Source organism: Microcoleus sp. AT3-A2 (assembly GCF_036705685.1).
GTDB lineage: Bacteria > Cyanobacteriota > Cyanobacteriia > Cyanobacteriales > Microcoleaceae > Microcoleus.
Window position 1 is genome coordinate 118,589 of sequence record NZ_JAUBVF010000006.1, and the last position, 25,568, is coordinate 144,156.

Annotated in this window: 24 protein-coding genes and 1 tRNA gene; 14 read left to right on the plus strand and 11 right to left on the minus strand. The window is 46.0% G+C overall.

Translation table 11 applies throughout. The annotated features are described in order from the left end of the window. Positions 1–388: 388 nt before the first annotated feature. The 4 genes from QUB37_RS06075 to QUB37_RS06090 all read right to left on the minus strand — a co-directional run bounded on the left by QUB37_RS06075 (position 389) and on the right by QUB37_RS06090 (position 4,990). Positions 389–2,377 carry a DICT sensory domain-containing protein gene (locus QUB37_RS06075; RefSeq protein ID WP_333160093.1) on the minus strand — a complete coding sequence of 663 codons (1,989 nt, stop codon included), beginning with the start codon at positions 2,375–2,377 and terminating at the stop codon, positions 389–391. Between the two features lie 129 nt (positions 2,378–2,506). Beyond that, positions 2,507–3,703 carry a transposase gene (locus tag QUB37_RS06080; RefSeq protein ID WP_333160095.1) on the minus strand — a complete coding sequence of 399 codons (1,197 nt, stop codon included), beginning with the start codon at positions 3,701–3,703 and terminating at the stop codon, positions 2,507–2,509. 487 nt (positions 3,704–4,190) lie between these two features. Then, positions 4,191–4,502 (minus strand): DUF2973 domain-containing protein, encoded by a 312-nt coding sequence (locus tag QUB37_RS06085; protein ID WP_333160097.1) that lies wholly within the window; start codon positions 4,500–4,502, stop codon positions 4,191–4,193. Positions 4,503–4,660: 158 nt separating this feature from the next. Beyond that, positions 4,661–4,990, minus strand: coding sequence for a DUF2605 domain-containing protein (locus QUB37_RS06090; protein ID WP_333160099.1), 330 nt, complete (start codon positions 4,988–4,990; stop codon positions 4,661–4,663). Positions 4,991–5,267: 277 nt separating this feature from the next. Between QUB37_RS06090 and QUB37_RS06095 the strand changes: the two genes are divergently transcribed. The 3 genes from QUB37_RS06095 (at position 5,268) to QUB37_RS06105 (ending at position 7,608) form a co-directional block, all read left to right on the plus strand. After that, a complete protein-coding gene (locus QUB37_RS06095; protein WP_333160101.1) occupies positions 5,268–5,417 on the plus strand; it encodes a hypothetical protein in 150 nt (49 codons plus the stop codon). Next, a complete protein-coding gene (gene thrS, locus QUB37_RS06100; RefSeq protein WP_333160103.1) occupies positions 5,410–7,239 on the plus strand; it encodes a threonine--tRNA ligase in 1,830 nt (609 codons plus the stop codon). The genes QUB37_RS06095 and thrS overlap by 8 nt, the downstream gene beginning before the upstream one ends. A 162-nt stretch (positions 7,240–7,401) precedes the next feature. Continuing rightward, entirely contained in the window at positions 7,402–7,608 is a 207-nt protein-coding gene (locus tag QUB37_RS06105; protein ID WP_333160105.1) for a DUF4058 family protein, read from the plus strand. Here the strand turns inward: QUB37_RS06105 and QUB37_RS06110 are convergent. Further along, on the minus strand, positions 7,605–8,540 hold the full coding sequence (locus QUB37_RS06110) for a DUF1350 family protein (RefSeq protein ID WP_333160106.1): 936 nt from the start codon (positions 8,538–8,540) through the stop codon (positions 7,605–7,607). The two genes, QUB37_RS06105 and QUB37_RS06110, sit on opposite strands and share 4 nt — an antisense overlap. Positions 8,541–8,639: 99 nt before the next feature. Further along, a complete protein-coding gene (locus QUB37_RS06115) occupies positions 8,640–9,458 on the minus strand; it encodes a hypothetical protein (RefSeq protein ID WP_333160108.1) in 819 nt (272 codons plus the stop codon). Positions 9,459–9,892: 434 nt separating this feature from the next. Here QUB37_RS06115 and QUB37_RS06120 point away from each other — a divergent pair, with 434 nt between their 5' ends. The 6 genes from QUB37_RS06120 (at position 9,893) to QUB37_RS06145 (ending at position 14,116) form a co-directional block, all read left to right on the plus strand. Continuing rightward, positions 9,893–10,111 carry a DUF3285 domain-containing protein gene (locus QUB37_RS06120; RefSeq protein ID WP_333062727.1) on the plus strand — a complete coding sequence of 73 codons (219 nt, stop codon included), beginning with the start codon at positions 9,893–9,895 and terminating at the stop codon, positions 10,109–10,111. Between the two features lie 206 nt (positions 10,112–10,317). After that, positions 10,318–10,854: an rRNA maturation RNase YbeY gene (gene ybeY, locus QUB37_RS06125; RefSeq protein WP_333160111.1), complete on the plus strand. Its 537-nt coding sequence runs from the start codon at positions 10,318–10,320 to the stop codon at positions 10,852–10,854. 161 nt (positions 10,855–11,015) lie between these two features. After that, complete coding sequence (locus QUB37_RS06130) at positions 11,016–11,528, plus strand: diacylglycerol kinase family protein (protein WP_333160113.1); 513 nt, start codon at positions 11,016–11,018, stop codon at positions 11,526–11,528. A gap of 178 nt (positions 11,529–11,706) precedes the next feature. Next, positions 11,707–12,294, plus strand: coding sequence for an aminodeoxychorismate/anthranilate synthase component II (locus QUB37_RS06135; RefSeq protein ID WP_333160115.1), 588 nt, complete (start codon positions 11,707–11,709; stop codon positions 12,292–12,294). 265 nt (positions 12,295–12,559) lie between these two features. Then, the gene (locus tag QUB37_RS06140) at positions 12,560–13,342 is read left to right on the plus strand and encodes an MBL fold metallo-hydrolase (RefSeq protein ID WP_333160117.1); all 783 of its coding nucleotides are present in this window, start codon (positions 12,560–12,562) and stop codon (positions 13,340–13,342) included. 165 nt (positions 13,343–13,507) lie between these two features. Beyond that, entirely contained in the window at positions 13,508–14,116 is a 609-nt protein-coding gene (locus QUB37_RS06145; protein WP_333160120.1) for a fasciclin domain-containing protein, read from the plus strand. A 124-nt stretch (positions 14,117–14,240) separates the two neighbouring features. Here QUB37_RS06145 and QUB37_RS06150 read toward each other — a convergent pair whose 3' ends face one another. Together QUB37_RS06150 and QUB37_RS06155 are read right to left on the minus strand one after the other, a co-directional pair. Further along, a complete protein-coding gene (locus tag QUB37_RS06150) occupies positions 14,241–15,194 on the minus strand; it encodes a cobalamin-binding protein (protein ID WP_333160122.1) in 954 nt (317 codons plus the stop codon). Between the two features lie 66 nt (positions 15,195–15,260). Then, on the minus strand, positions 15,261–17,924 hold the full coding sequence (locus QUB37_RS06155) for a phospholipid carrier-dependent glycosyltransferase (protein ID WP_333160124.1): 2,664 nt from the start codon (positions 17,922–17,924) through the stop codon (positions 15,261–15,263). Positions 17,925–18,057: 133 nt separating this feature from the next. Between QUB37_RS06155 and QUB37_RS06160 the strand changes: the two genes are divergently transcribed. Then, positions 18,058–18,130, plus strand: a tRNA-Phe gene (locus QUB37_RS06160). Beyond that, entirely contained in the window at positions 18,101–18,247 is a 147-nt protein-coding gene (locus QUB37_RS06165) for a hypothetical protein (protein WP_333160126.1), read from the plus strand. The genes QUB37_RS06160 and QUB37_RS06165 overlap by 30 nt, the downstream gene beginning before the upstream one ends. Before the next feature lie 158 nt (positions 18,248–18,405). On the opposite strand, the gene QUB37_RS06170 is transcribed toward QUB37_RS06165, so the two are convergent. The 3 genes from QUB37_RS06170 to QUB37_RS06180 all read right to left on the minus strand — a co-directional run bounded on the left by QUB37_RS06170 (position 18,406) and on the right by QUB37_RS06180 (position 20,453). Next, entirely contained in the window at positions 18,406–18,705 is a 300-nt protein-coding gene (locus QUB37_RS06170; RefSeq protein ID WP_333160128.1) for a type II toxin-antitoxin system RelE/ParE family toxin, read from the minus strand. Further along, a complete protein-coding gene (locus tag QUB37_RS06175) occupies positions 18,702–18,968 on the minus strand; it encodes a hypothetical protein (RefSeq protein WP_333160130.1) in 267 nt (88 codons plus the stop codon). Before QUB37_RS06175 ends, QUB37_RS06170 begins: the two co-directional genes overlap by 4 nt. Positions 18,969–19,079: 111 nt before the next feature. Beyond that, complete coding sequence (locus QUB37_RS06180) at positions 19,080–20,453, minus strand: DUF4339 domain-containing protein (protein ID WP_333160131.1); 1,374 nt, start codon at positions 20,451–20,453, stop codon at positions 19,080–19,082. A 407-nt stretch (positions 20,454–20,860) separates the two neighbouring features. Here QUB37_RS06180 and ribBA point away from each other — a divergent pair, with 407 nt between their 5' ends. The 3 genes from ribBA to QUB37_RS06195 all read left to right on the plus strand — a co-directional run bounded on the left by ribBA (position 20,861) and on the right by QUB37_RS06195 (position 25,553). Then, entirely contained in the window at positions 20,861–22,600 is a 1,740-nt protein-coding gene (ribBA, locus tag QUB37_RS06185; RefSeq protein WP_333160133.1) for a bifunctional 3,4-dihydroxy-2-butanone-4-phosphate synthase/GTP cyclohydrolase II, read from the plus strand. Positions 22,601–22,628: 28 nt separating this feature from the next. Continuing rightward, on the plus strand, positions 22,629–24,068 hold the full coding sequence (locus tag QUB37_RS06190) for a pentapeptide repeat-containing protein (protein ID WP_333160135.1): 1,440 nt from the start codon (positions 22,629–22,631) through the stop codon (positions 24,066–24,068). Positions 24,069–24,257: 189 nt separating this feature from the next. Then, entirely contained in the window at positions 24,258–25,553 is a 1,296-nt protein-coding gene (locus QUB37_RS06195) for a transposase (RefSeq protein WP_333160138.1), read from the plus strand. Positions 25,554–25,568 lie beyond the last annotated feature (15 nt).

Below are 25,568 nucleotides of genomic sequence, written 5' to 3' on the forward strand. Positions count from 1 at the left end.
AGCGGAGCCTGGTTCTGCAGTGAAAACTTTTCTGTGCTATCGCATCTGGGTCAATCAATTAATATCGATTTCAGTTGCACTCCTCACCATTGTTGACTGTTGACTGTTGAAGGAAGGGTCAAAAAAATCAAAATTGCGCGAATTATTTGTTGGCAGCTTGATTCGGCTTTACGTCCGACGATGAAGCGCGGATTTGATATAACTCGATCGATTCTTGCGCGATCAGACTCCCAGAAACCCGGTTTTTTACACTATGTTTCATGTAGATGTAGATCGCGATCAACCGGGTTTCGAGCAACAGAATCAGTAAGGATGCGAGAACTGTAAAGAGAAACCAGGTTTTGCGCGGTGTAATTCATAAACCAGGAATACGCTGTATCAATTGAGTCTAAACAGTGGGAATAGTAAAGTGAAATTCACTTCCTCGGTCTTTCCCTGCGGAATCTACCCAAATTTTACCGCCCCAGCCAGCAACAATCTGCTTGCAAATTGCCAATCCCAAACCGGTACCGCCGGCGCTGCGGCGCAAAGCTCCTTCTTCTTGATAAAATCGATCGAACACTACTTTTAAACTGTTCGCCTCTATTCCCCTCCCAGTATCAGCTACGAGCACTTCCACCATCTGAGAACCGTTGCATTTGGCTCGCACTGTCACGCTTCCTTGAGGTGTGGTGAATTTGCAAGCGTTGTCTAATAGTTTGGAGAGCACCTCCACCAACCACTCTCCGTCAGCTTGCACTAAAGGCAATTCTGCGGACACTTCGGCGATAATTTCCGGTAACTGTCGATCGACCGTGCGCGATCGCACGCTGCTGAGGGCCAAATCAACGCATTCTTGCAGCGTCAGCGATTCTACATTCCATTGGACTCGCCCGCTTTCTAAGTGAGAAAGAGTTAAGAAATCCTGCACGAGTTTCCGCATTCTATCGGCATCACCGAGGGCAGTTTCTAACATGATTTGCCGCAATTCTGGGGGCATATCCGGTTCGGAGTTCAAACTTTCCAAACAAACTTGAATCGTAGAAAGCGGAGTGCGGAGTTCGTGTCCGGTGATGGCAATTAGATTGCTGCGAGTGCGGTCTAATGCTTCTAATTGTTGGTTAAGTTCTTCTAAATGAGCGTAGGTTTCGGCTTGAATTAAGGCGGCTCCGAGTTGGGTGGCGATCGCCTCTACTAAAGCAATTTCGTCTTCTTCCCAAGGTAAAACCGCTCGGCACTGGTGCATTTCCACCATTCCCAAAACCCGCCCCTGATAAAGCACTGGCACCATTAACCAAGAGACAATTTGCCAATTTTTTACAGTTTTTTCCAGGAATTGTGTATTGACAATCAACGGGTGTTGTGCTGTGTCTTGGATGTAAACTCGCTCTTGCCGCCCCACCGCGTCGCTCCATATTTGATTTTCCTGCAACAGCCAAGTCTGATCCAGCATGGAACTAGCGCCGGGAGCCAAAAACTCGCGATCGATTTTGACCGCCACATCTGTGGCCTTGCACCGATAAATCAAACATCGGCTTGCTGACAGGGCAGTGCCCAGTTCTTGGACTGCAACTTCGACGATTTCTTGTGGGTTGAGAGACTGCCGCATTGCCGTTGTAATTAAGTTTACGAGGCGTTCTTTGCGTTCCTGGGCGGCGATGGCGGCGTATGCTTTAAGCAGTTTGTGCTGGCCTGCTTGCAAGTAGGTTACTAAGCGTTCGGTAAAAGCATCGCTCAATTTGGGATTGGGAATTTTTGAGTTTTTCCCCCTACTGATGTCGGGTTTGGTCGCTTTGGAAGCGGCGGATTTCCGCGTTTTTTTCGGTGTTTTGAGCTTGTAAGTAGTTCGGGCTCGATCGATCTTTTCGGCCAATTCCGGGCGATAATTGACAATTCTATCGAGCAACAATGCGGCAGCTTTGGAGCTTACCTCGCGATCGAACGTCCAAATTCCTTCAAATCTGCGAGCTTGATCCATCAACAGTGGCCCGCGATCGTCCTGGTTGTCGATCGGCACAATTTTTTCTTGACAAATCAGGCAAGTTGAGTAGTTTTGCCCCAGCACCACTAAGTGCCACTCTTTACTTAATCCGTCATCCGGTGCAAACGCCACAGTTTCGTGATACTCCGAAGCATTTTTAAAGTCAGTTTCCGGTGCTGCCAGCACGTATACCTGAGACGAGCGTGAGGCAATTCGCCGGTAGCGGTGAGCTTCCTGGCGGTAGAAGCGCTCTCGCTGAAAGCTTGCAATGACTAGGGGTTCGTCGTCGGAACCCGCCAAAACTAAGTCTTCCATCGCGTGAGACAAGGCTGTCATGGAAGATTTGAAATAAATTTGTGCCCGCAGTTGGGGCAAAGCTTGCAGAAGTTCTGCCAGTAGCGAAATAGGGACGATCATCTAGCCTTAAACGTGCATTTTTGCCGATGACAAAACAGGATTGATAGGAGCTTTAGAGCGCTCCTTCTTCAGTATCTGATAGATTTACAGCACTTGTTGACACTCTCCGCCCTATAAGCGCGAAGATTCTTAACTCGTAGGGAGTCCAACGACCTTGCCCTCATTAAGCATCTTGACGGTATGTCCTACCGCTGCAAGTCCTCGTCGTAGAACTACTTGGGCTGCGGCAACATCTCTATCAGTTGTATACCCGCAGCTATTACATTTGTGGATACGTTCTGACAAATCTTTTTTACCTGTCTCAACTCCACATTTAGGGCAAATTTGACTTGTTTTTCTAGAGTCAACTTCCCTGAAAAAGACTCCACGCTTAAAACAACACTGTTTCAGAATGTTGAAGAATTGTCCCCAAGCCGCATCTAGGCAGTGCTTGGCTAACATTCCCGCAGCTAGAGCTTTGCAATTTAAGTCTTCAACAAATATCATTCCTGCCTCATTGCAAAGCAAGTGAGCAGTACGCCAATGAAAGTTCTTGCGGGTGTTGCTTATATGTTCATGGAGTTTTGCCACTTTCGTTTGAGCTTTACGCCAATTATTTGACCCAAGTTTCTTTCTGTTGACTCTTTGTTGCAGCAATTTAAGCTTGCGTTGAAGGTCTACAAAAAACCTCGGTCTTGGTAGTGTTAGCCCAGATGATGTAGCGAGAAAACTGATTAATCCTACGTCGATTCCTACTGCTTCTCCTGATGCTGTTGCTTGAGGTACAGATACACCCCATTGCAAACTAAGCATCACGTACCAACCGCTAGCTCGTTTAACAATTCGAGCTTGTTTCACCAAGGCATCACCAGGTATCTCCCTTGATTGTCGGAACTTAACCCAACCTATTTTAGGTAGGTTAATCATCCCGTTTTTCAAAGGCGATTTCCCCAGTTGTGGAAAAACAAAAGATTTACAGCGACCAGGCTTCTTGTACCGAGGAAAGCCAAAGTTTCTCTCCCACATTGAAACAAAAGCTTGTTCTAACCGTTTAAGTGTTTGTTGTAGAACTTGCGATTGAACTACCCTCAAAGCGGGGATTTTTTCTTTTGCTGCTGTTAAACTTTTGCACTGAGAAGCATAAGTAGGACGCTTAGCATCAGCAGGAATAATGTACTCGGAATGTAGGGAACAAGCATTAACCAGGCAACTACGAGACTTATACCAAGCCTTCCGTTCAGCAAGTGCGTAGTTATACACCCGCCGACACTGTTCTAGCCAGTCTTCAAACAGTGAAACTTGGCTGACGGTAGGTTTGAGCTTAAACTCGTAGGTTAGAGAAAACACTTGTAGTACCTCCTTGTCTCAGTATTGTACCATACTGTTACAAAGGGACAACACGATTGATAAGAAAAAAGCCGCCCTAGAAGGGCAGGGCTTTAAACCCATTTTCTCGGTAAGTAAAGTACAAAGAAATCGGTTTCGCTCTCCTGGGGTACCCCGGTGTTCGCCCAACTTCGCTCCGCCGTTCCCGCCCAGATTCCTAGTTTCCCTGTACTTGAGTGTCAAACTATCCTCGCTCTATTGGAGATCAGTGCCATAATTATCGCTTTTTGGCTATCGATCTGGTTAATCGGTAATTAAACTTTAAAAAAGCGCAAATAATTAGCCATTAGTTAAAAACTAACGACCAATTATTTTGACGACTGAGCCCAAGAAACCCGGTTTTTACCCACCATCTATGAATAAATCGGGCTTCTGACACCTAGCTTGTAAGTCCTATATTTTTTTTGAGGCATCGCGCCTAAGTATAAATGCTGTGGCTGTGGTTGTCTTAGGCTAGTTCGCCCCCTTCATCGCTGCCGCCCGGAGATGATTTGTAGAGAGCATCTAATTGTTCGCGGGCGTCTTGGACAGTCAGCGAACGCATCACTAAAAGCGGCTCATTAACTATGTTTCCGTATTCGTCTAAAAGTTCTGGATGCGGTACCGATTGATAGCGAGGATAGGATGCGTAGGGATTATTTGCCCTAAACTGTTGAGGGCGCTGGGACTCCATACCTACGGTGACTAGACTGCGGATTAAGTTACCGACTGCCAGAAAGGCAAGAACGGTAAAAGCTAAAATATAAAGCAAGTGCAACATTCTCTTCTCCTCCGGGCTAAACAGCCACACAGCAATTTACAAAAGTGTTTCAGCAAGTAATAACTTATTAACTGGAAATCTGTTTGAGGTTGTCAAGTCAGCAGCCACATTTCCAAAAGTTGGGGATTTGACTGCAAATTTAACTTGAACTCGGTTCCTTATTTTCCAGGGGGAGCTGACTGCAATGAGCGAAAGCGCGCCGATACTTGCCAGCATTCGGCGAGTAGTCGGTGCCAGGGCATCAGTGCTGCTGTTTCAATCCCAACTTGACCTCCGGTTGCTTGAAATAGAGCTGTAGCCGCGCCTACTTCTTGCTGAGCCTGTTTGACTCGCGCCAGCAAGTCAGATTGATCTTCGTCGCTGAGAAAGGGAATTTCCTCAGTTTCTAAGAGTTTTGCCGATCGGTCGAACCAGTAATTGAAATCCTCTAACAGCGGTTCCAGTAACGCTTTGAGCAATTCTGATTCGGGCAAGTTGGAATTAAGCATGGATCAAAATTGGGTTATTTATCTATTATAGTCTTAGACGGTCTTTACAAATTGTAACATTTTTTTAACAAAAATTCAATAATTTAATAACAATTAGCCGGTGGGTGTGAATAAATTTAACTGTGCCAGCAGCGATTTTTGAGTCGAAATCCCCAAATTGTGCAATATCGGCTCAGACTCGCTAGCAATAGCTCATAGCAGAAGGAAGTTCGGCGAAGGATTCGCTTTCTTCCGATGTAACAGATGAAAGGAAGAAGAAAGAAGGAAGAAAAAAACTATGCCCAATGCCCAATGCCCAATGCCCAATGCCCAGAATGACCTAATTTCCCAGGGTGTCCCCCAACCTGAAGTCGGCGCTTGCTGTCGCAATCTGAGTAATATAGAAGCAACTGCCACTAAATTAATTGCTAATTCAGCCGATGTCTAGCTCAGAATCCATGTCCCCTCCAGAAGAGTCCGCTAAAATTGAGTTGCCCCGCACGAGTGAGTCGGAATCACTAAAAAAAATTCGCCACACCACCTCCCACGTTATGGCGATGGCGGTGCAGAAGTTATTTCCCAAGGCGCAAGTGACAATTGGCCCTTGGATTGAAAACGGTTTCTATTATGACTTTGACACTCCCGAACCTTTTACGGAACAGGATTTAAAAGCCATTAAAAAAGAGATGATCAAAATCATCAACCGTAAATTGCCTGTAATTCGAGAAGAAGTCAGCCGCGAGGAAGCGGAACGCAGAATTAAGGAGATTAACGAACCTTACAAATTAGAAATTTTAGAAGGTTTGATCGAACCGATTACTCTTTACCATTTGGGCGAGGAATGGTGGGATTTGTGCGCCGGGCCTCACTTGGATAATACCAGTGAGTTGAATCCAAAGGCGATCGAGCTAGAAAGCCTAGCAGGTGCGTACTGGCGCGGCGACGAAACCAAAGCTCAATTACAGCGCATTTACGGCACTGCTTGGGAAACTCCCGAACAATTAGCAGCATACAAACACCGCAAAGAAGAAGCATTAAGGCGCGATCACCGCAAATTAGGCAAAGAATTAGGCTTGTTTATCTTTGCCGATCCAGTTGGGCCAGGTTTGCCTTTGTGGACGCCCAAAGGCACTGTTTTGAGAAGTATTTTAGAAGATTACTTGAAACAAGAACAAATCAAGCGCGGTTATTTGCAAGTAGTGACTCCGCACATTGCCAGAGTCGATTTGTTCAAAATTTCTGGACACTGGCAGAAATACAAAGAAGATATGTTTCCGCTGATGGCGGAGGATGAGGAAGCGGCAGCAAACGAACAGGGTTTTGTGATGAAACCCATGAATTGCCCTTTTCACATTCAAATTTACAAAAGCGAATTGCGTTCCTATCGCGAATTGCCGATGCGTCTAGCGGAATTCGGCACAGTTTACCGCTACGAACAATCGGGAGAATTGGGCGGTTTAACGCGGGTGCGCGGCTTTACGGTGGATGATTCCCACTTATTTGTCACGCCGGAACAGTTAGATGCTGAATTCTTGAATGTGGTGGATTTGATTCTGTCAGTCTTCAAGAGTCTCCAACTGAAAAACTTTAAGGCGCGTTTGAGCTTCCGCGATCCGAACAATTTAGAGAAATACATCGGTTCCGATGAAGCTTGGGAAAAGGCTCAAGGTGCAATCCGCCGCGCGGTGGAAACTTTGGGAATGAATTATTTTGAGGGAATTGGGGAGGCGGCTTTTTACGGGCCGAAACTCGATTTCATTTTCCAAGATGTTTTGGATAGAGAATGGCAATTAGGAACAGTTCAGGTAGATTATAATTTGCCAGAACGTTTTGATTTGGAATACGTTGCTGAAGACGGCACTCGCAAGCGTCCGGTGATGATTCACCGCGCTCCTTTCGGTTCTTTGGAACGCTTGATCGGGATTTTGATCGAGCAGTATGCGGGGGATTTTCCGCTGTGGTTGGCGCCGATTCAGGTGCGGTTGTTGCCTGTCAGCGCGGAGTTTTTGCCGTTTGCGAAGGAAGTGGCCGCGAAGATGAAACTGCTCGGAATGCGCGCTGAAGCTGATGAGAATAGCGAGCGTTTGGGCAAGTTGATTCGCAATGCTGAGAAGGATAAAATTCCGGTGATGGGTGTTGTGGGTGCGAAGGAAGTTGAGGCGAATAGTTTGAATATTCGGACTCGTGCTTCTGGGGAGTTGGGGGCGATTTCGGTTGATGAAGTGATTGGGAGGTTGCAGGCGGCTATTAGTAGTTACGGCGATTTTTAGGTCATTTTAACCGCATATTTTATAACGGGCGTCTCGCCCGTTCCACAATTAACTTAATGGGCGTCTCTCCCGTTCCACGATTCACTTAACGGGCGAGACGCCCGTTCCACAATTAAGGCAAATGATAAGCTGTTGTGTATTTAATTTTCACAATCCTCTGCGTTGCCTTTGCGCGCGGGTGATGCGGAACCAATTGTAGATTTACAAGCGTTATTAAATGGGGTTTACGATCGCCCCGCCTATGACTTTAGAATAGATTATACCGCCGCACCAGTTCCCCCACTGTCGGAAACCGATGCTGTTTGGGTGGATGTTTGGTTGGAGGAGAGGGAATTGAAAGGGCGATCGCAAATAACAACCGATATTTAAGCGCCTAACCGCTTTTTCAAAGCATCCAAAAAATGAACAGACCAATATTCAAGAAATCGGCTTTTCAGAGGTTTGATGAATTTATCCCAAGGATTGAGGTCAACAATATAATAACCGATTTTGATACCAATCGGCTCTAAATGTTTGCCTTCTATTTCCTGGCTCAATAAAGGCAATTTTCTATTACTTAGCTGTTGTAGGAGCCAAAGTACATCGCTGTTTTTTTGTTGTTCTGGACTTTTCTTGATATCACTGGTAGAACCAGCAATATCATCTCGCTCGAAAGAAATTATTGCCGTCAAATTAAACAGAGAACTATTAGCAATAAAGCATTGAGTTTGTTCTCGGGTTGGTAGCACTCCTAAGCGGAATTTGTCTAACAGTTTTGCTAGCGATCGCACTGGAATAGCGCTCTCTGTATTGCTGATATCAGGAGCAATTAATAAGGACGGCTGGTCTTTAATTGAAGGTCTGTCGATGCCCAGATTTTCGATTAACCTTTGAATCCGTTCGTAGTCAGGGCGATCGCAGAATTTCTCCACAATATTTGGATACCGATCGTCGCTTAAAAATTCTAAAAGAGCAATATACTTGCATCCCAGACTGTGACCAACCCAAAAATAACTCGATGGTTCTTGATAAATTTCGCTTTCATAGCCTAATCTTTGAGCAATCTCGGTCAGTTCTGTTCTCAGTACCTCCTGCTCTTTTAATAACCCAATAGCGATCGGCCAGTGACGAAAAGTAAATCTAAACGGCAAAGCAACTACGGTATAACCTTCTTCAAACAACTGCTGTAAAAAATATCGATAAAACAAAGTTGGCAAACTACCAAAAAAAGTTCCACCAATAAATTGAACAACTCCTTTGGGCTGCGGATGAACAGCCACCCAACTAAAAGAAACAGGCTGAAATTTAAATGAGTTCGACATTTGAAGAAAGCTCACTGAGTGTATAATTGGGCGTAATTAAACGTAATCCAACGTAAGGTGGGCCATGCCCACCCTACAGTTACTTACCCTTTAACAGTTCTAGCCGCGAGACATTCTGACAGGAATATCAAATTTATCCATCACTGTATTTAGCTCTTTCAAATTGACATCATTGGCATCGAGTTGGGCCAGCAGTTGCACTAGCAGTTGAGCTTTTTCTGAATTGTCTGATTCCAAAGTAGCCAAGTCCAAATTACCGTTGCGTAACTCTTCCAAAATTGGACCAACAATTTGTAAATCGATGATAATTGGTTTACCTGGTTCAGGGGTAATCTCGTTCAAGCCTTTTCCACTGGCGATCGCTAAAGTGTAATTAATTTGATCGAAGTCTGGTAAAGTTGAAGTTGGTGATGGGAAATCGTTTGGTAAGAAAGTACCGCGAATTTCGGGATTCAATAACACCTTGACTGGTTTCTTGCTTTGGGGTTGAGGCTTTGGAAAGATGGAGCGCGCTGGCACAAATAGCGAGACATAGCCGCGCACTTCCAACAAACCTGGAGTCAGAGTTTTTGGCAGAATGGGCAACAATTGAACAGATGCAGTTTTGTGAGCGGGTATTGTGAAAAATGCGCGATATACCTTCGGTTTCCCAGGTTGCTGAGTCAGAGGTACCTCGATGTTAGTGCCTTCAACGTCAACAACTAAGAAAGCGTTGTTGAGCAAGATTTTATTAGGATCTGCCGGCACGGGTAAGCTGATGGTAAACTCAATCCGATATCGCAAGTCGATCGCTTCGAGATTGGAGATGGTGAGAAAATATCCCTGAACGATTCGACGAGCCACTGGGATGAGTTGTGGAGGGATGCCCATCACAGGTGCGATCGGTGCGGTGAGGATTTCAAAGGTGGAAACTTCCATGTTTTTGTGCGAGTAATTTAACTTTTAGCTTGGGTTATTTAGCCGGAAAATTTTGTTTCTGTTTTTCCGTGGCTATATCTATGAATAACTGCCAGTCGCGGTTGGTTAACAGTCGCTTTTTCTGGTGACACTCATTTGAGTTAACTCAAATGAGTGTCGCTTGATTGTGCGTCTTGACAATTTAAAAATTTTTGTTAAAGCGCTGATGAACACGGATCGGGAATTAAATTTATCCTCGTGTATCTGAAGATAAAAATAAAATATCGAATTGATAATCAGCCCGATCGCACATTAATCTGTTGGTATAATCCCCCTTTAATGGGCCCGGGGCGATCGAAAAACTCAAAACACCTACACAAAACGTTACATATTTGTTAACATCGGGGCGAGTCTGTTCTCAGCAGCCCCTCTGTTAACCTTCTAAACTAACCACTATGAGTCAACCTCCCTCAGCAATTCCCGCCTCCGAAGAGTCCGCCGAAACCCAGACAGCGCCGACAAACACTGCACCTCCACCGAGTTATGTCAAGCTGGCGATGCGGAACATGGTTCGCAAGCGGGCGACTTCTCTGTTTCATTTTGCCTTGACAGCCGCAGGACTTTTAGGCGTACTCGTCGGTTTGGCTTTTCTCGATCGCTATTTCAATTCTTAATCCGGGATGCCAACAATCAGCCTCTCATTTCGATCTCTATTTTCATTTTTCACAAATAGAGAGTTAAGCTGATTGTTCTGCCTGCCTGTTGCCATCTCTAACAGATTACGGTATGTTTCCAGCAACAGCAAAATCCCCTGCCGTTCGATCGCGCAATTGGAATTTGTAAAAAAATAGAATATATCCCTTGACAGGAGAGCAAAAAAATGTTAATTGAGGTGAACGTCGAAGACTGTTACGGGCTCGCCCACCAGTCAGCCGACGCTTCCAACCTCCCTGAGAGTAGAGCCAGCGGGGAGATTTCAGCCGAAACCTGGGAAAATTGGTTTAGCGTTTGGCTGGAAAACCAGGAAGATTATGTGCCAGTCGCTCCGGGCTACGAAGTCAGTCTGCGTTTAACCGCCGATCCCGATATGCAAGCCCTCAACCTCCAGTACCGCCAGCTCGATCGACCAACCGATGTACTAGCTTTCGCATCTTTAGAGGTAGACTGTCCTCAGCTAGAGGAGATGCAGTCATCTGAACCCTTATACTTGGGTGATATCGTCATATCGATCGATACAGCTAACCGACAAGCCCAGCAGCAAGGACATCCCCTGAAGACCGAACTCGCTTGGCTCGCAGCCCACGGTTTTCTGCATCTTTTGGGCTGGGATCACCCGGATGAAGAAAGTCTGACTCAAATGCTCGATCAACAAGAAACATTGCTGCGGGCGATCGGTCTTGCGATCCAAACAGCATAACTGAAGTTGATGTTGATTTAAAAAATCATGTCAAGCCCAACATAACTTTCTGAAATTAAACCAAAACTTTAGTAAAAACTTAGAAAAGTTACCTAGACTTGATGAAGTTAATTTGAAAAGTTTAGCTTTCATTCATCTCTGTAAATTAAAGTTGGTTCTTTATGGCACTAGATAGACCCTCAATTTCATCACAAATCGCACAGTTTCTGCCCATGCCTCAAGACTCTTCTAGCCAGACAGTCCAGGAGCCGAAAAAAGCCTTGAAATACAACCGAGAGCTGTCCTGGAAAATCGCATCTAGCTTAGCTACGAGTTTTAGATACGCTTGGGGGGGTCTGAGTTATGCTTTTTCAACTCAGCGCAATTTTCGGATTCACACAGTTATAGGCACTTTGGCGATCGGACTCGCGCTATTTTTGCAACTCCAACCTGTAGAAATATCTGTGATCGGCGTCACCATTGGCATAGTTTTAGCAATGGAACTGTTGAATACGGCGATCGAATCGGTGGTAGACTTGACCGTCGGGCAATCTTATCACGAACTAGCCAAAATTGCCAAAGACTGCGCTGCCGGAGCAGTTATGGTATCGGCAATGGCTGCGATCATCGTCGGTGCTGCACTTCTGCTTCCTCCTTTGTGGGCAGTCGTTCAAATTGCGATCGCCCGTCAGTAACTTATTGGGTTCAGCAAATTTTAGGTTTTAGATGACCAATTTGAGATTTTTAGTTTTATTCGTCTATATTGCAGCTATTTTTATCTTCAGCATCTATCTAAAATCTTGAAACCCCTTGCTTTCAGGGAGCGAGTTAACCTAAAATCTAAAATCTAAAACCTAAAATCTAACTTAACCCGTGATTATAGTCATCGATAACTACGACAGTTTTACATACAATTTGGTACAGTATCTAGGAGAACTAGGTGCTGAGTTGCCTGTAGCCCGCGAAGTGCAAGTCTACCGCAACGACCAAATTTCCTTAGCAGAAATTAGCCAATTGCAGCCTGCCGCAGTGGTTATTTCTCCAGGACCGGGGCGGCCGGAAGATGCGGGAATTTCTCTGGAATTAATCAAAGAATTAGGCCCGACTCTACCAATTTTAGGCGTGTGCCTCGGACATCAAAGTATCGGTCAAGTATTCGGCGGCAAAATTGTTTCTGCACCCGTGTTGATGCACGGCAAAACTTCAGAGGTAGAACACGCAGGAGTCGGAGTTTTTCAGGGCGTGGAATCGCCGATGATTGCAACTCGCTATCACAGTTTAGTAATTGAAAAGCAGACTTGTCCAGAAGTTTTAGAAATTACGGCTTGGGTTGAAGACGGAACTATTATGGGAGTGCGACACCGGGAATATCCGCACATTGAAGGTGTACAGTTTCACCCGGAAAGTATTTTGACGACTTCGGGAAAGCAATTATTGCGAAATTTCTTAGAAAGACTTTAGTTAAATTTCTCTGAATTTGTAGGGTTCGCTCTCATACCACCTTACGGTGAGAGTAGGGTACACATTTTCGCACCTGAACCGCCTCAAAAAGGATACAAGCCCCCCACTCCTGTCGTGGTGAACCCCAAATTTTAGACTCCTGTTCGAGATTCCAGATTCAATGCTGCAAGTAAATCTAAAATCTAAAATCTAAAATCTAAAATCGACTGACGGTGTTTTGTGATATAACAACAAACGACCAACACCCGACAACCCCAACCACAAGATGAAACGGCGACAATTAATACGTTACGCACAGACGGGTTTGCTAGCAGCTTTAGCAACTGGTTTACCATCTGGATGGGAAAGCTATCAAGCTCAAACTGCTGATTCTTTGTCGATTCAGTGGTTGGGCCACACTTGCTTCTTGTTCGCCGGAGGCGGTGCGAGGGTGCTGGTGAATCCTTTTCGGCCCCTGGGCTGTACGGCAGGCTATCGCTCTCCTAAAGTGCCTACAGATTTGATTCTGATTAGCAGCCGGTTGCTCGATGAAGGAGCGATCGAGGGATTTGCGGGCAATCCCGGCCTTTTGTACGAACCGGGGGCTTACAAGTCTAACGGGCTGCGGATTCAAGGGATTCGGACGGAAAAAGACCGTGAGGGAGGAAGGCGATTTGGGGTCAATGTGGCTTGGCTGTGGCAGCAAGCGGGCGTTAAGATTTTACACTTGGGCGGAGTTGCTGGCCCGATCGGCATTGAAGAACAAATCTTGATCGGGCGGCCCGATGTAGTGCTGATTCCCGTGGGCGGCGGGCCGAAAGCTTACACTCCGGCGGAAGCGAAGCAAACTTTGCAACTTCTTAAACCAAAGATGGTGATTCCGACACATTTCAAAACCCAAGCCGCCGATGCTGCTACGTGCGATTTGGTGCCGCTAGATGAATTCTTGGCGCTGATGGATGGTACACCGGTGCGCCGAGTGAATAATGACACGATTTCGATCAAATCTAGTGACTTACCCCAAACTGGTTCGGTGATTGAGGTTTTGAGTTACAGATTTAGCGGTTGATGCCAGATTTCTTAGGTTGCGTTATATTAAGGAAGTTTTGTTCGATCGGGGATGCAAGAGAATTTTCTTGCTATCTTAGCCTCTGGCAACCTTGCCTTTTGTCGAGATTTGGCTAACATAACAATTCATGTTCACTGTTTTATCTCATAAGGAAATGCAAGCGCAATGAAAAATCAAAATTTACCTAGCTGGATGAAACAACTGACAGGTTTCGCAGGAATAATCGGCGCTAGCGCGTTGATTGGTTTCCCGGCTTGGGCTCACATCACCTCCAGCACCAATGTTGCTAATGCAACTCAAACTTCACAAGTTGCAGGAAACGTAAAAACCACTGCTTCACCCGCACCAATGGCTCAGGCGAAGGATATTGTCGCTATTGCATCAGGCGACGCTCAATTTGAGACGTTGACGAAGGCTTTGGGAGCTGCAGGTTTGGTGACAACTTTACAAGGAAAAGGCCCTTTCACTGTTTTTGCTCCGACTGATGCGGCATTTGCTGCTTTGCCAGAAGGAACTGTGGAGAATTTGCTCAAACCGGAAAACAAAGCCCTACTTACAAAGATCTTAACTTACCACGTTGTTCCTGGTTCGGTTGTATCTACTAGCCTGAAATCCGGCGATGTGACAAGTGTTGAAGGCAGCTCGCTGAAGGTGGGAGTTAACGCAGGCAAAGTTACTGTCAGTGGCGCTAATGTTGTGAAAGCTGATATCAAAGCTAGCAACGGCGTTATTCACGTAATTGACAAGGTGTTGATGCCGCCTGATGGAATGTAAAAATAGCCGTTGTTGCATCAATTGATGTCAGATTCGGTTAAATGAAGGCGAAGTAAGGACATAACAATGTTGTGTCCTTATTTGTATGGCAGGCAATTCAGAATTGGTATTGATTGATAAAGCTTTAGCTAGCTGTGGGGACTGGCAAAAATGGCTGCCAACCCTTACCCCGGTAGCCAAAATCGAAGATTTCGGGATGGAGAATTTCTGCTAAAATTTCTAACGAATCAACCAATCTCGGCCCCGGTCGATTAAAGTAAGAATTGCCGTCAGTTATGTAAACTTTCCCCGTTTTTACTGCTTGCAAATTATGCCATTCTGCGTATTTAGTTATCTGCATTGCTTCGCTGCGAGTGCGGCTTAAATCAAAGCCGCAAGGCATGAAAATAATTACATCGGGATTAGCTTCTACTAGCGATTCCCATTTTAACCAAGGGGAATGTTCGCCGACAATTCCAAACAGCGAATTGCCTCCCGCCATTGCGACTAATTCGGGAATCCAGTTACCCGCAGCCATCAAAGGCTCAATCCACTCGATGCAAGCTACTTTGGGAAGTCTCTCTTTTGTGGTAATAATAGAGGATGCTTGTGTTTGCGAGGTAATAGCATCGATGCGGGATTGCAAAAGGTCGATCGCACTTTTGCCATTTACGCCCAAAGCATCAGCAACTCGCTGAATATCCGTCCAGATTTCTGCTAGCAGATTCGGCTGTAAAGAAATAATTTCCGGCTTGCTATTTACCAGCGTGCTTACTGCTTGTTCAACCTCTGTCAGAGAACAAGCGCAGACTTCACATTGAGCTTGAGTAATAATGTGAGTCGGCTGCAATTTTTCCAAAGTATCTATTTCTACTTTATACACGCTGAGGGCATTTTGCAACAATTCTGTCACGCGGTTGTGAATTTCGCTGCTAGTTCCTTCGGGATTGAATTTAGGCTGAGTGCAAACAGGTAAATTTTGGATTTCTGGGGGATAATCGCATTCGTGGGAACGGCCCACAATTGCATCGGTTAATCCTAAAAGTGCTACAATTTCCGTGGCACTGGGAATTAGAGAGATTATTCTTGGTTGGTTCATTGGTTTTCTGTTTTTTACCGGTTCGGAAGCACAGGCGGGACGCCCGTGCCACAATAAAAGGGATTGTTAAATTTTTAGTTTTTTTAAGTATTGCAAATCTTGCCATGCTTGGATGAGATTACCTTGCATCAGTTCCGCTACACCGTTTAAAACTCTAATTTCCGGTAAATTGGAGTTGAGAGCGATAGCAGGTTTTAAGGCTATTTCAGCGGCTTTGGGATGCCAGCCGTACAGGTGTACGAAAGCGAGATAGGCGTAAGCGTAAGGGTTTTTTGAGTCGAGTTGAGTGACTTTTTCTAAGGCAGCGATCGAACTTTTGACATTCTGCTGCAATACTCGCGAAAATGCCAAAGCATAAGCCAATTCTAGATTATTTGGTTCCTGTTTCAACCGATATTCTAATGCTTGTTCTGCTTGCACGGTATAATCTTGAATTGGATCGTACTGATTGATCCGCCCAATCTGCTCGAACACGGGTTCTAAACCTGGCAATCCTTTCGGTAAATTAACCGCCATCGCCCGCAATTGAGTTACCAAATCTAACTCAGGCTTATCTGTATTATCCTCGTTTCCCGGCTCTGCCTGAGAACGCATATCCAGAGGCTCTGCCTCGATTTTAACACTAACGGCAGGCACATTAATCGGATAAGTTTCGCCGGTTTTCCGATTTAGATAAGTAGCTTGCAGATTGTAAGTTCCCGGTGCAATATTAGCAGGAGGAAGCATCGCCGTGCGATCGACAACTCGAAACCCCACAGCAAATTTATCCGCTTCCAGCATCCCCGGATGCAAAGTCCCCTGGGCGATCGCGCGATCGTGTAAAATCCTGAAAGTCTGTCCCGGTGGAATATCGCCAGACTGCTGATTTTTCCACGTTACCAACACTAAACCAGACTGCAACTGCTGCCAAGGCCCAGACCAAGTATAAGTAACCGGCAGCGCGACTCCGGGAACTGCTTTTGCAGCGACAGTAACTCGATCTAATTGTACTTGCGATCGCGCTTCATTCAACGGCTGTATTTCGACAGGCTGCACTCGCTTGCGATAAAGATTTAAATTAGTATAATCTGGCAAAATCCAAGTTTTATCTAACTCAAATTTATCTTCTTTTTCAATCGCCGTAACGGCGGCATTTTGAGCTTTTTTAATCCGTTCGCGAATCGAACCTTGCGGGCCAGTTTTAGTTACGAACCAAGAGAGCGATCGCACATCTTGGGGCACTTCTTTTAAATTCGTTCCCACCTGCCGCCCGTAAACCTGAAAATTCGCCAAAGCCCCGTAAAAATTCAAATTATGCTGGTTAATTTCCGGCGTCGAAGGCAACACGCCTAAAGTAGATTGCAAATAAGGTTCCCTATCAATAATTTCTGCAATTACCTCTCGGTGCGGCCACTCTTTTCCCAAGTAAGGATAGTTAGAATTGCCGGGACTGATAATTTGGACTAAGCTATGTCCAAAAGCCCCTCCCAGCGGCCACATATGGAACAGCATCGCCAAAATTGCCAAGCCAATTGTACCCCAGCGAATTTGTCGTCCCCACCGAGAAGGCCACAGCGTTAAACAGTAGGCTAAGAAAATAGATAAAACTGGCAAATAAGGTATACCATATCGGTCGTCTTTGTTGATATTGAAAGAATTAATTAAATAAGCTCCTACCCAGAAAACAGCTAGCCAGCGACAGGAGTTGAGATAAAAGATGGACGAACTCTCTTGCCGACGACGCCAATAAAGTATCAATCCTACTAAGGGAATAAGTAACAGAGGCCAAGAAATGTGTTCTGGTAAGTGTTTACCGTAGTAAATCCAAGCGTCGATCGTATTGAGGGCCGGATCTCCTTCGGCGATCGCAGAATCCACTGTTGCCCGTTTTCCCCCGGTCAAAATTAACAGCCAATTGGTTTTCGCCCACGGGCCAAACACCGCTACCGACAGCAACAAACTACCTGCTAATTGAGCTAATCTTCCCCAAGCTTTTTGTCGCACAGCACCCACAGCCAACCACACAATCGGGGTAAATAGAAATAATACGGTAGTGTGTTTAACTAATATTGATAAACCGAGAGAAATTCCAAAAGCGATCGCCCAAAAGAAAGACGACGGGGAGAGGGGGAGAGTGGGGGAGGGGGAGAGGGGGAGATCCGGAGAATGGGGAAAATCTTCCTTCTTCCTTCTTCCTTCTTCCTTCTTCCTTCTTCCTTCTTCCTTCTTCCTTCTTCCTTCAGAAGCCTTCCACATGGTCAAACAATAGAAAGCAAAAGTAATCGCAGCAGTGAGGGGATAGTCGAGCAAAAATTGTAAGCGGAACCGATAAAGTCCCGGTAACAAAACGCAAATTGCAGCGGCCCACAAACCGACTTGCCGGTTAAATAATTGGACGCCCAGACTGTAGACTGAGGCGAGGAGAATTGCACTAAATAATAAATGAACGAGGGTTGCCCGATCGCCCCCAGTACCGAAAACCTGAAGAAACGGAACCGTTAAGATGTATGCCAAGGGCGGGATTTTCGTCGAAAGCAGCCAGAAGTTTGTCCACCACTCCCCGGAAAACCACTGAGGATGCTGCAACGCCTGCAAGTATTTCAGGGTGCTAGTCAGGTAGTCTGCTTGATCCCACGCCGGGACAGATCGATCGAGGGCAAACCAGAGGCGATCGCTAATTGCCCCCAGCAGCCAAATTATGCCTAAGACAAGCAGACTCTTGCCCTCGCTGTCCCGATGTTGCTGTGCCATTGCGATTCTTGGATTTTAGGTTGCAGCTTTTAGCTTACAGGCGGGCGGTTCCGGGCGATCGAAAAATTAATTGAGAAAAGTGCTTGCTAAATTCCGTATGTGTCTGCTAAGATAGTAAAGCGCGAAAAAACAAGCCGGGATAGCTCAGTTGGTAGAGCAGTGGACTGAAAATCCACGTGTCACGAGTTCAAGTCTCGTTCCTGGCATCGCAAAGCCCTCACAAAGTTGAGGGTTTTTTTTTAGGAAAAATGCGGACAATGCAGTCAATTATCGAACTCGATTTGCCTAAAAGTTTAGCTGACGAGATTGGTGAATCTGTTTGACCTGAATATTTAAAGCTGTTGAGAAGCGTTCAAGCCCGCCGAGAATAGTTTTTAGGGTGAATTATTTAACTGCTTAAAGTTAAGATACAAAAGATGGGACGGCTACATAAGATTGACACAAAAGCGTTTCCAACTTCTCGTTCCGTCCTTCCAAACGCTCAGTTTTCATCGGGAAACATTGCCTCCAAGTCTTGAAAACCGCTCATCACACGCAAAATTTCGATACCATTCTCAACCACCCGATAAAAGATAATGTAGCCATCGAGCGGTACTCCCCGGAGTCCCAACTTAATTTGATCGTAACTGCGCCCCATATTCGGAAATTTGACTAAATTGTCACACTTTTTGACCAACTCCCGAAGCAATCGCTCCCCAGCCTCAATATTGCGCCCAACAAAATAATCACCAATGGCATCCAAGTCTCGGCTTGCTGTTGGAGAGACAAAGCATCGGCTCATCCCTGAACCTCTCGTGCCTTGCGAAACTTTTCCTGCAATTGCTTGATCGCAGTCTCTAAAGGAATTCCCTCACCCCGCGATAGTTCCGCCTCCGCTTCCTCCACCGAAGAGCGCACCTCTTCCACCCACTCGCAATAAAGCTTCCGCGTTTGAGTCAAAGTCTGGAGGGCTTTTGTAATCACCTCTTCCGGCGAGGTAAACTGCCCCAGTGCTAATTGCGCTTCGATCAATTTCACCTGCTCAGGACTCAAAGTAATATTCATAAAAATCTCCGGGAGTCTCGCTGACACAAATCCCTTTTCTAAGAATAGCGCTACTTTCTGGGCAGTGCGATCGTCTTAGACGCCGATGGACGTGGGGTGACGTGTACTGTCTTATTTTTGAGTGAGGTACGACGCTAATTCTGGAATTTCACCGGCGCGCTGCCACTCGGCTTCCCCGCGCCGCACTTTGGTTCGGGCTGTGATTTCCTGAACCTCCCATAATTGCAATTTGGTATAGGGCCCTTTGGCTTCACCGCTGCGAAACACGTACCATTGAGGAACTTCAGGAGTTGGCTGGGCCGATCGTCTCACAGGCTTCATCCGATTCATTCCAGTTGAGGCTTTGAGCTGGTTTAGCTCTTGTTCTACCGGATTGGGAGGCGGTGAATTAGAATTGGGCGATCGCTTTTTCTTAGCTGAACTCTGACTTTTCTTAGCCTCCGGCTTACCTCTAGCAATTTCTACTTCGCGCGGCCACCCCCAGAAATGCCACACCGCCACCCACACTAGCGCCACGGCAGATCCTAAAATCTCTTCTTGTGTTTCTGACCCTTCTGAAGACTCTCCAAACAACAGAAAAGCGATCGCACCGAGTACGCTGGCTATGAGGTTTAGGTAAATTAGGTTGGTAGTGTCGTTAGCCGCTAAGTGCCAACTGGTTGTGTGCCGAACAAAAGATTGGCTGGTTGCTGTCCTGTTGTGTTTCCAGGCTTTTCGGGCTTGAAGGCGACTGTAACCAGGAGAGTCAGCGGGCCACCACGTCGCAGCCCAATTAACTAGATGCGCTGACCAATACTGCAAAGCTGCATATCCCACTATCCCGCTCAGCAGTACGCAAATAACTAACAGAAAGGTTGTCAGCGGCAGTAGCTGTATTGGCACGATTTCGGCCGTCGCAACAGTTAGCAGAAAAAACGGAGTACCAGTTACTACTGGAACTAACAAAAGTTCAAGTATCTTTAGAAGCTCTGCATAGAAAATCCATAAGAATTTAAGAAGAGTTTTAAGCAGCTTTGCAAAGCGGAAGTGATACAGGTAAGCAGATGCGATCGCAGTTCCTAGAATTAAAGCAACGAGCGCGCCCGAAAAGCTTCTGAGCGGCAGCATAAAAAGCGCGATCGCCGGAATTCCCATTACAATCGCAGCAGGTAGCGTCAGAAATGCGATAATGCCTTCCCTCCAATGCTGCCATGCCGATATTGCCTGTGGTTGCTGATTGTGCCGGCGAATTTCCACCCACTCGGCAAACTTAGTTACCCCCCAGTGATAGAAAGCAAATAACCAGATTTGGCACAACCAAGCAAGTACGATCGGGGATTCCCAGTCAGAGTTCCTGATGGTGTACCAGTACGTCCTGCTAAATCTGTAGGAATAGTAGTAAGCATTGGGCCATAGTAAAGAAACAATCAGCCAAAAGCTAATGCTTAAGGCAAACCCTCTCGCGCACGATGTAGGATCGGGGAGGAATTTCGGCCAATTATTCATGGTTGGGATAATTTGACGGGATATCAATATTGTCCCATCGGGCGGAGCTTTAAAATGTCAGCCTTCCTCAAAAAATCATCTATTCCATTAGCCACAATCTTGCAGTAATCGACCCTAATTTCAATATTGCTTTTGCCCGATCGCACATTGTCTCCCAACAATCAACATTATAATTAAGCAATTAGGAGCTTAGAAGTACGGTTTACTTAAAATATTCGCGATCTCAGTCAAGCTCATGAAATATTTGGGAGAGATTTTGTTGACAAGATGCAATAATTATAGTAAGTGACTTTAAAAAGATTGTCAAACTCATCTGGACTGGGGAATCGCCCTGTCGGAAACAAAAGGTTACAATCGAAAATACATTCTATTTCCATAACATTACTGTTTATAGCTTGAACTCCTCAGTGACAAATAACAACACCTCAACTCAATCCTTTCAATTTGACTCAATTGACAGCGCCCTCGTAGACCTCAAAGCAGGTCGCATGGTGGTAGTAGTCGATGACGAAAATCGCGAAAACGAAGGCGACGTGATTTGTGCCGCCCAATTCGCCACCCCCGACAACATCAATTTCATGGCCGTGAACGCGCGGGGTTTGATTTGTCTAGCCTTGAGTGGCGAAAGGCTCGATCGCCTGGAACTGCCCCTGATGGTCAGCAAAAACACTGACAACAACCAAACTGCCTTCACCGTCAGCATCGATGCAGTCAACGGCGTCAGTACCGGCATCTCCGCCGAAGACAGAGCCCGCACCATTCAAGTCGCCATCCACCCGGACACCAAACCTCAAGACTTGCGCCGTCCCGGTCACATTTTTCCCCTGCGGGCGATCGACGGTGGCGTCCTCAAACGCGCCGGTCACACCGAGGCCTCGGTTGACCTCGCCAGACTCGCCGGTCTGTATCCCAGCGGCGTCATCTGCGAAATTCAAAACCCCGACGGTTCGATGGCGAGGTTGCCCGAATTAATCGAGTACGCCAAAACCCACAACCTTAAAATAATCAGTATTGCTGACTTAATTAGCTACCGACTCAAGCACGATCGATTCGTCCGCCGCGAAACCGTCGCCCAATTGCCCACTCAATTCGGCGAGTTTATGATTTACGCCTACCGCGACACCCAAGACAATTCAGAACACGTTGCTATTGTCAAGGGCGACCCGGCCGAATTTAAAGACAAACCCGTGATGGTGCGGGTGCATTCCGAATGCCTGACAGGTGATGCTTTGGGTTCCCTACGCTGCGACTGCCGGATGCAACTACAAGCAGCACTGAAAATGATCGAAAATGTCGGTTCTGGCGTCATAGTTTACTTGCGCCAAGAAGGTCGCGGCATTGGATTGGTAAATAAACTAAAAGCTTACTCGCTGCAAGATTTGGGATTCGATACAGTCGAAGCCAACGAACGGTTGGGATTCCCCGCCGACTTGCGAAACTACGGCGTCGGAGCGCAAATGCTCAACGATTTGGGAGTTAAAAAAATTCGCTTAATTACCAACAACCCGCGCAAAATTGCCGGTTTGAAAGGTTACGGCATTGAAGTAGCCGATCGCGTCCCCTTACTAATTGAAGCCACAGATTACAACTCGATCTATCTGGCAACAAAAGCCGAAAAACTCGGTCATATGCTACTGCAAACTTATTTAGTAACAGTGGCGATTCAGTGGAACGAAACGAAGGAAGAAGGTAGAAGACATTCGTCAGAGGGAAAAGAGGAAGATTCTGCAATCCAAAATCGGTACGGACACCTCGAAAAACTGCGGCATTTGGCGGCTAACCAGCACTTGCTGCTGCAAGAAGAAGCGCGGCCGGTGGGAATAGCCCTTTTCGGAGAAGGCTCCCTCATTGTTCACCTAGGCTTCGATCAAGCCGGACTCGCAGGCCCCGATTGGTACCAAGATCCAAACCATCCTTACGTCAAGGCGATCGGCAAAATTCTGAGCGAAATCAGCACAGAGCCGAATTTGCAAACATTAGAAGTAATGGTTTCCTCCGGTGCAGATCCGCTCAAAACCCTGCAAGTCCAGCTCGATCGCGAAACCTTCCCCCTCGAACAAGTCGCGTCCGTGTGCGCCAAGCTTCAACCTCAAAAAATTTATAGTTTTGGTCCTATTTCCGATTCAGCCCTCGGAATGTCAAGCTAGGTTCAGCATTAAAGAGAGCGAATTTGACATGGAAATGAACGTTGGTGACTTTCTGCACCGACTCGACCTCAGGGGACAAGCACTTAAAGGCACCAACCTCGGAGGCGCGGAACTCCGGGGAGCAAACCTCAGAGGCACCGACCTCCGAGAAACCAACCTCAGCAACGCTATTCTCAGGTATGCAGACCTGATCGAAGCCGACCTTACTGGCGCCAATCTCAGCGGGGCAGATTTAGCTGAATCATTTCTCAATTTAGCTAACCTCACTAGAGCCGATTTGACCGGTGCTGTCCTCCGAGAAGCTACTCTCGTAGGAACAGAGCTCACGGGCGCCAACCTCAAACAAGCAAGTTTGATCAAGGCTAATTTAGTTGGAGCAAATCTCCACGAAGCCAACTTAACCAGAGCCAACCTCAGCGGAGCCGATTTGCGCGGTTCTCAGTTGAGCGGTGCCATTTTAGACAAGGCGGTATACAACAACCGGACTATCTTTCCCGATGATATTGATCCGGGTGCAATGGGAGCATTTTTGCTAGCTCCCAATGCTTCGCTCCCTGGCTTAAATCTGGCTATGGTAGATTTGACCGAAGCCGATTTAAAAGGAGCCGATTTGCGGCGGACAAACTTATACAAAGCTATTTTATTTGGCGCAAAACTCGATCGGGCCAACTTAGCAGGAGCCAACCTCAGCGGAGCGGACTTGAGGGAAGCCAGTTTGAACGCCACGATTTTAGAAAAAGCTGTTTACAGCAACAAGACTTTGTTTTCAGAAGGCATTGACCCCGCTCTGGGTGGAGCTTATTTAATTGCTCCCAATGTATCGCTGCAAGGGGTAAATTTAACCGGAGCCGACTTAAACGGGTCAGATTTAAGCGGAGCTAATTTGAGCGCTTCCAACTTAACTTCGGTCAATCTCAAAAATGTAGACCTCAGCAGAGCTAGCTTAAAAAAAGCTTACCTCAAAGGTGCAAACTTGGAGGGAACGGATTTAAGAGGAGCCGATTTAAGCGGCGCAATTTTACACCAAGTAAACTTGAGTTCTGCTGACCTCCGGGGTGTAGACTTAACAAGGGCTGACCTCAGCGGCGCTAATTTAAGGGATGCCGATTTGAGGGAGACAGATTTCACCGGAGCTACTTTGCTGTTCGCTAACTTGAGCGGGGCAGACTTGAGAGGTGTAGACTTGACAAAAGCTAACCTCAGCGGCGCTAAGTTAAACGAAGCTGACCTCAGAAAAGCAGATTTGATGAGAGTAAATTTGGAGGGAGCAGATTTAACTGAGGCAGACTTGAGCGATGCTCATTTATTCCGAGTTAATCTCAGAGGTGCTAACCTGAAAGGTACTAACCTCAAAGGCGCAAGTTTAAAAGGGGTATTTTTGACCGACGCTTATTTGAGCGAAACGGATTTGACCGATCTACATCTGAGTCCGAGTTTTTTTGAATTGCCATTAGAATCGGAATGGTAATTAGTTGACTGTTAACAATCGAAAATCTAAAATAAAAAACCGCCCAGCGAAAATTGCTCGATTATAAAAAACTCCCTGAAAACCCTGTGACTTTAGTGCAGGGATGAAAGGGCATCGCAAGATTTATCCTGCCTACCAATTTCCCAACTACCAAATGCAGTAAAATTAATCAAGGGAGGTGAAAGTCAAATGTATGCAGTACAAAAAGATATCTGGCATTTAAAGGGATTCGACAAATCCATTGTAGAGCAACTGCTGAGATGGTCAAACAATCTGTTTAATGTCGGGACTTACGAAAGTCGGCAACGATACTTTCAAGACAAAAGTGCGGTTAAATATCCAGCCTTGTACAGGATTGCTAAAACTAACGATAATTACAGCTTACTTTACTCGCAAGTCGCGCAACAATCTCTTAAATCTGTTGCTGAATCTTTCAGCTCTTTCCGAGCCTTAGAAAGGTTAGCCAAAAAAGGGGAAATCAATCAAAAACCCAGATTGCCTAAGTACAGAACCCAAGGCGGTATGTACCAAGTTTCCTATCCGGGACAAGCCTTAAAAATAGTCGGCAGTAGGGTAAGACTCCCTCTAGGAAAGCAAGGGAAAGAACACTTCGGAACAGATGCTCTGTGGATTCCACTACCAGAAAGGCTTAAGGGTTGCCAGATTAAAGAACTCAGGTTAATCCCTAGAAATGGTAAGGTCTCGATTGAATACGTCCATGAATCTCTTACCAAGCAAGCTCCTAGCTGTAGTCTGGAAGTAACAGGGATTCTGGGCATAGATCATGGTATCAACAACTGGCTAACTTGTGTTTCTAGCAATGGTAAGCCATTTATTATTGATGGTCATAAGCTGAAATCTTGGAACCAAGAGTTTAACAAACAAAAAGCCAGAGTTCAATCAGAACATTCCCGACATAATCTACCTCAAGGTTTTTCGTCAAAAAGACTGCAACAGTTATCGGAAACTCGCGCCCGAAGAATGAGAGATGCGGTTAATAAAGCTGTCAGAAATATCATAGATTATTGCGAAAGTCACCAAATAAATGTCATAGCATTTGGTTGGAATAAAGGACAGAAGCAAGAGCTCAATATGGGAGGAAAAACTAATCAGAACTTTGTCCAAATACTGACAGCTAAAGTTAAAGAAAGATTACAACAAGAATGCGACTCTCTAGGATGGAGATTTGTAGAACAGGATGAATCTTACACTTCAAAAGCCAGCTTCTTAGACCGAGATTTTCTGCCAGTGAAAGTTGGTGAAAAACCTGACAATTGGCAACCATCAGGTAAAAGAATCAAAAGAGGTTTGTACCGTTCGGCGAGCGGATTAATACTGAATGCAGATGTAAATGGTGCTGCCAATATCATCCGAAAATCAAATGTAGCCATAGACTCAATTGTTGAGCGAGTGGGTAGTGGCTTGCTGACAAACCCTTTAAGAATCAAACTTTGGGTGGATTCATCCCCCAAAGTTTGTCCTTAAGAATCCCCGTGTCTT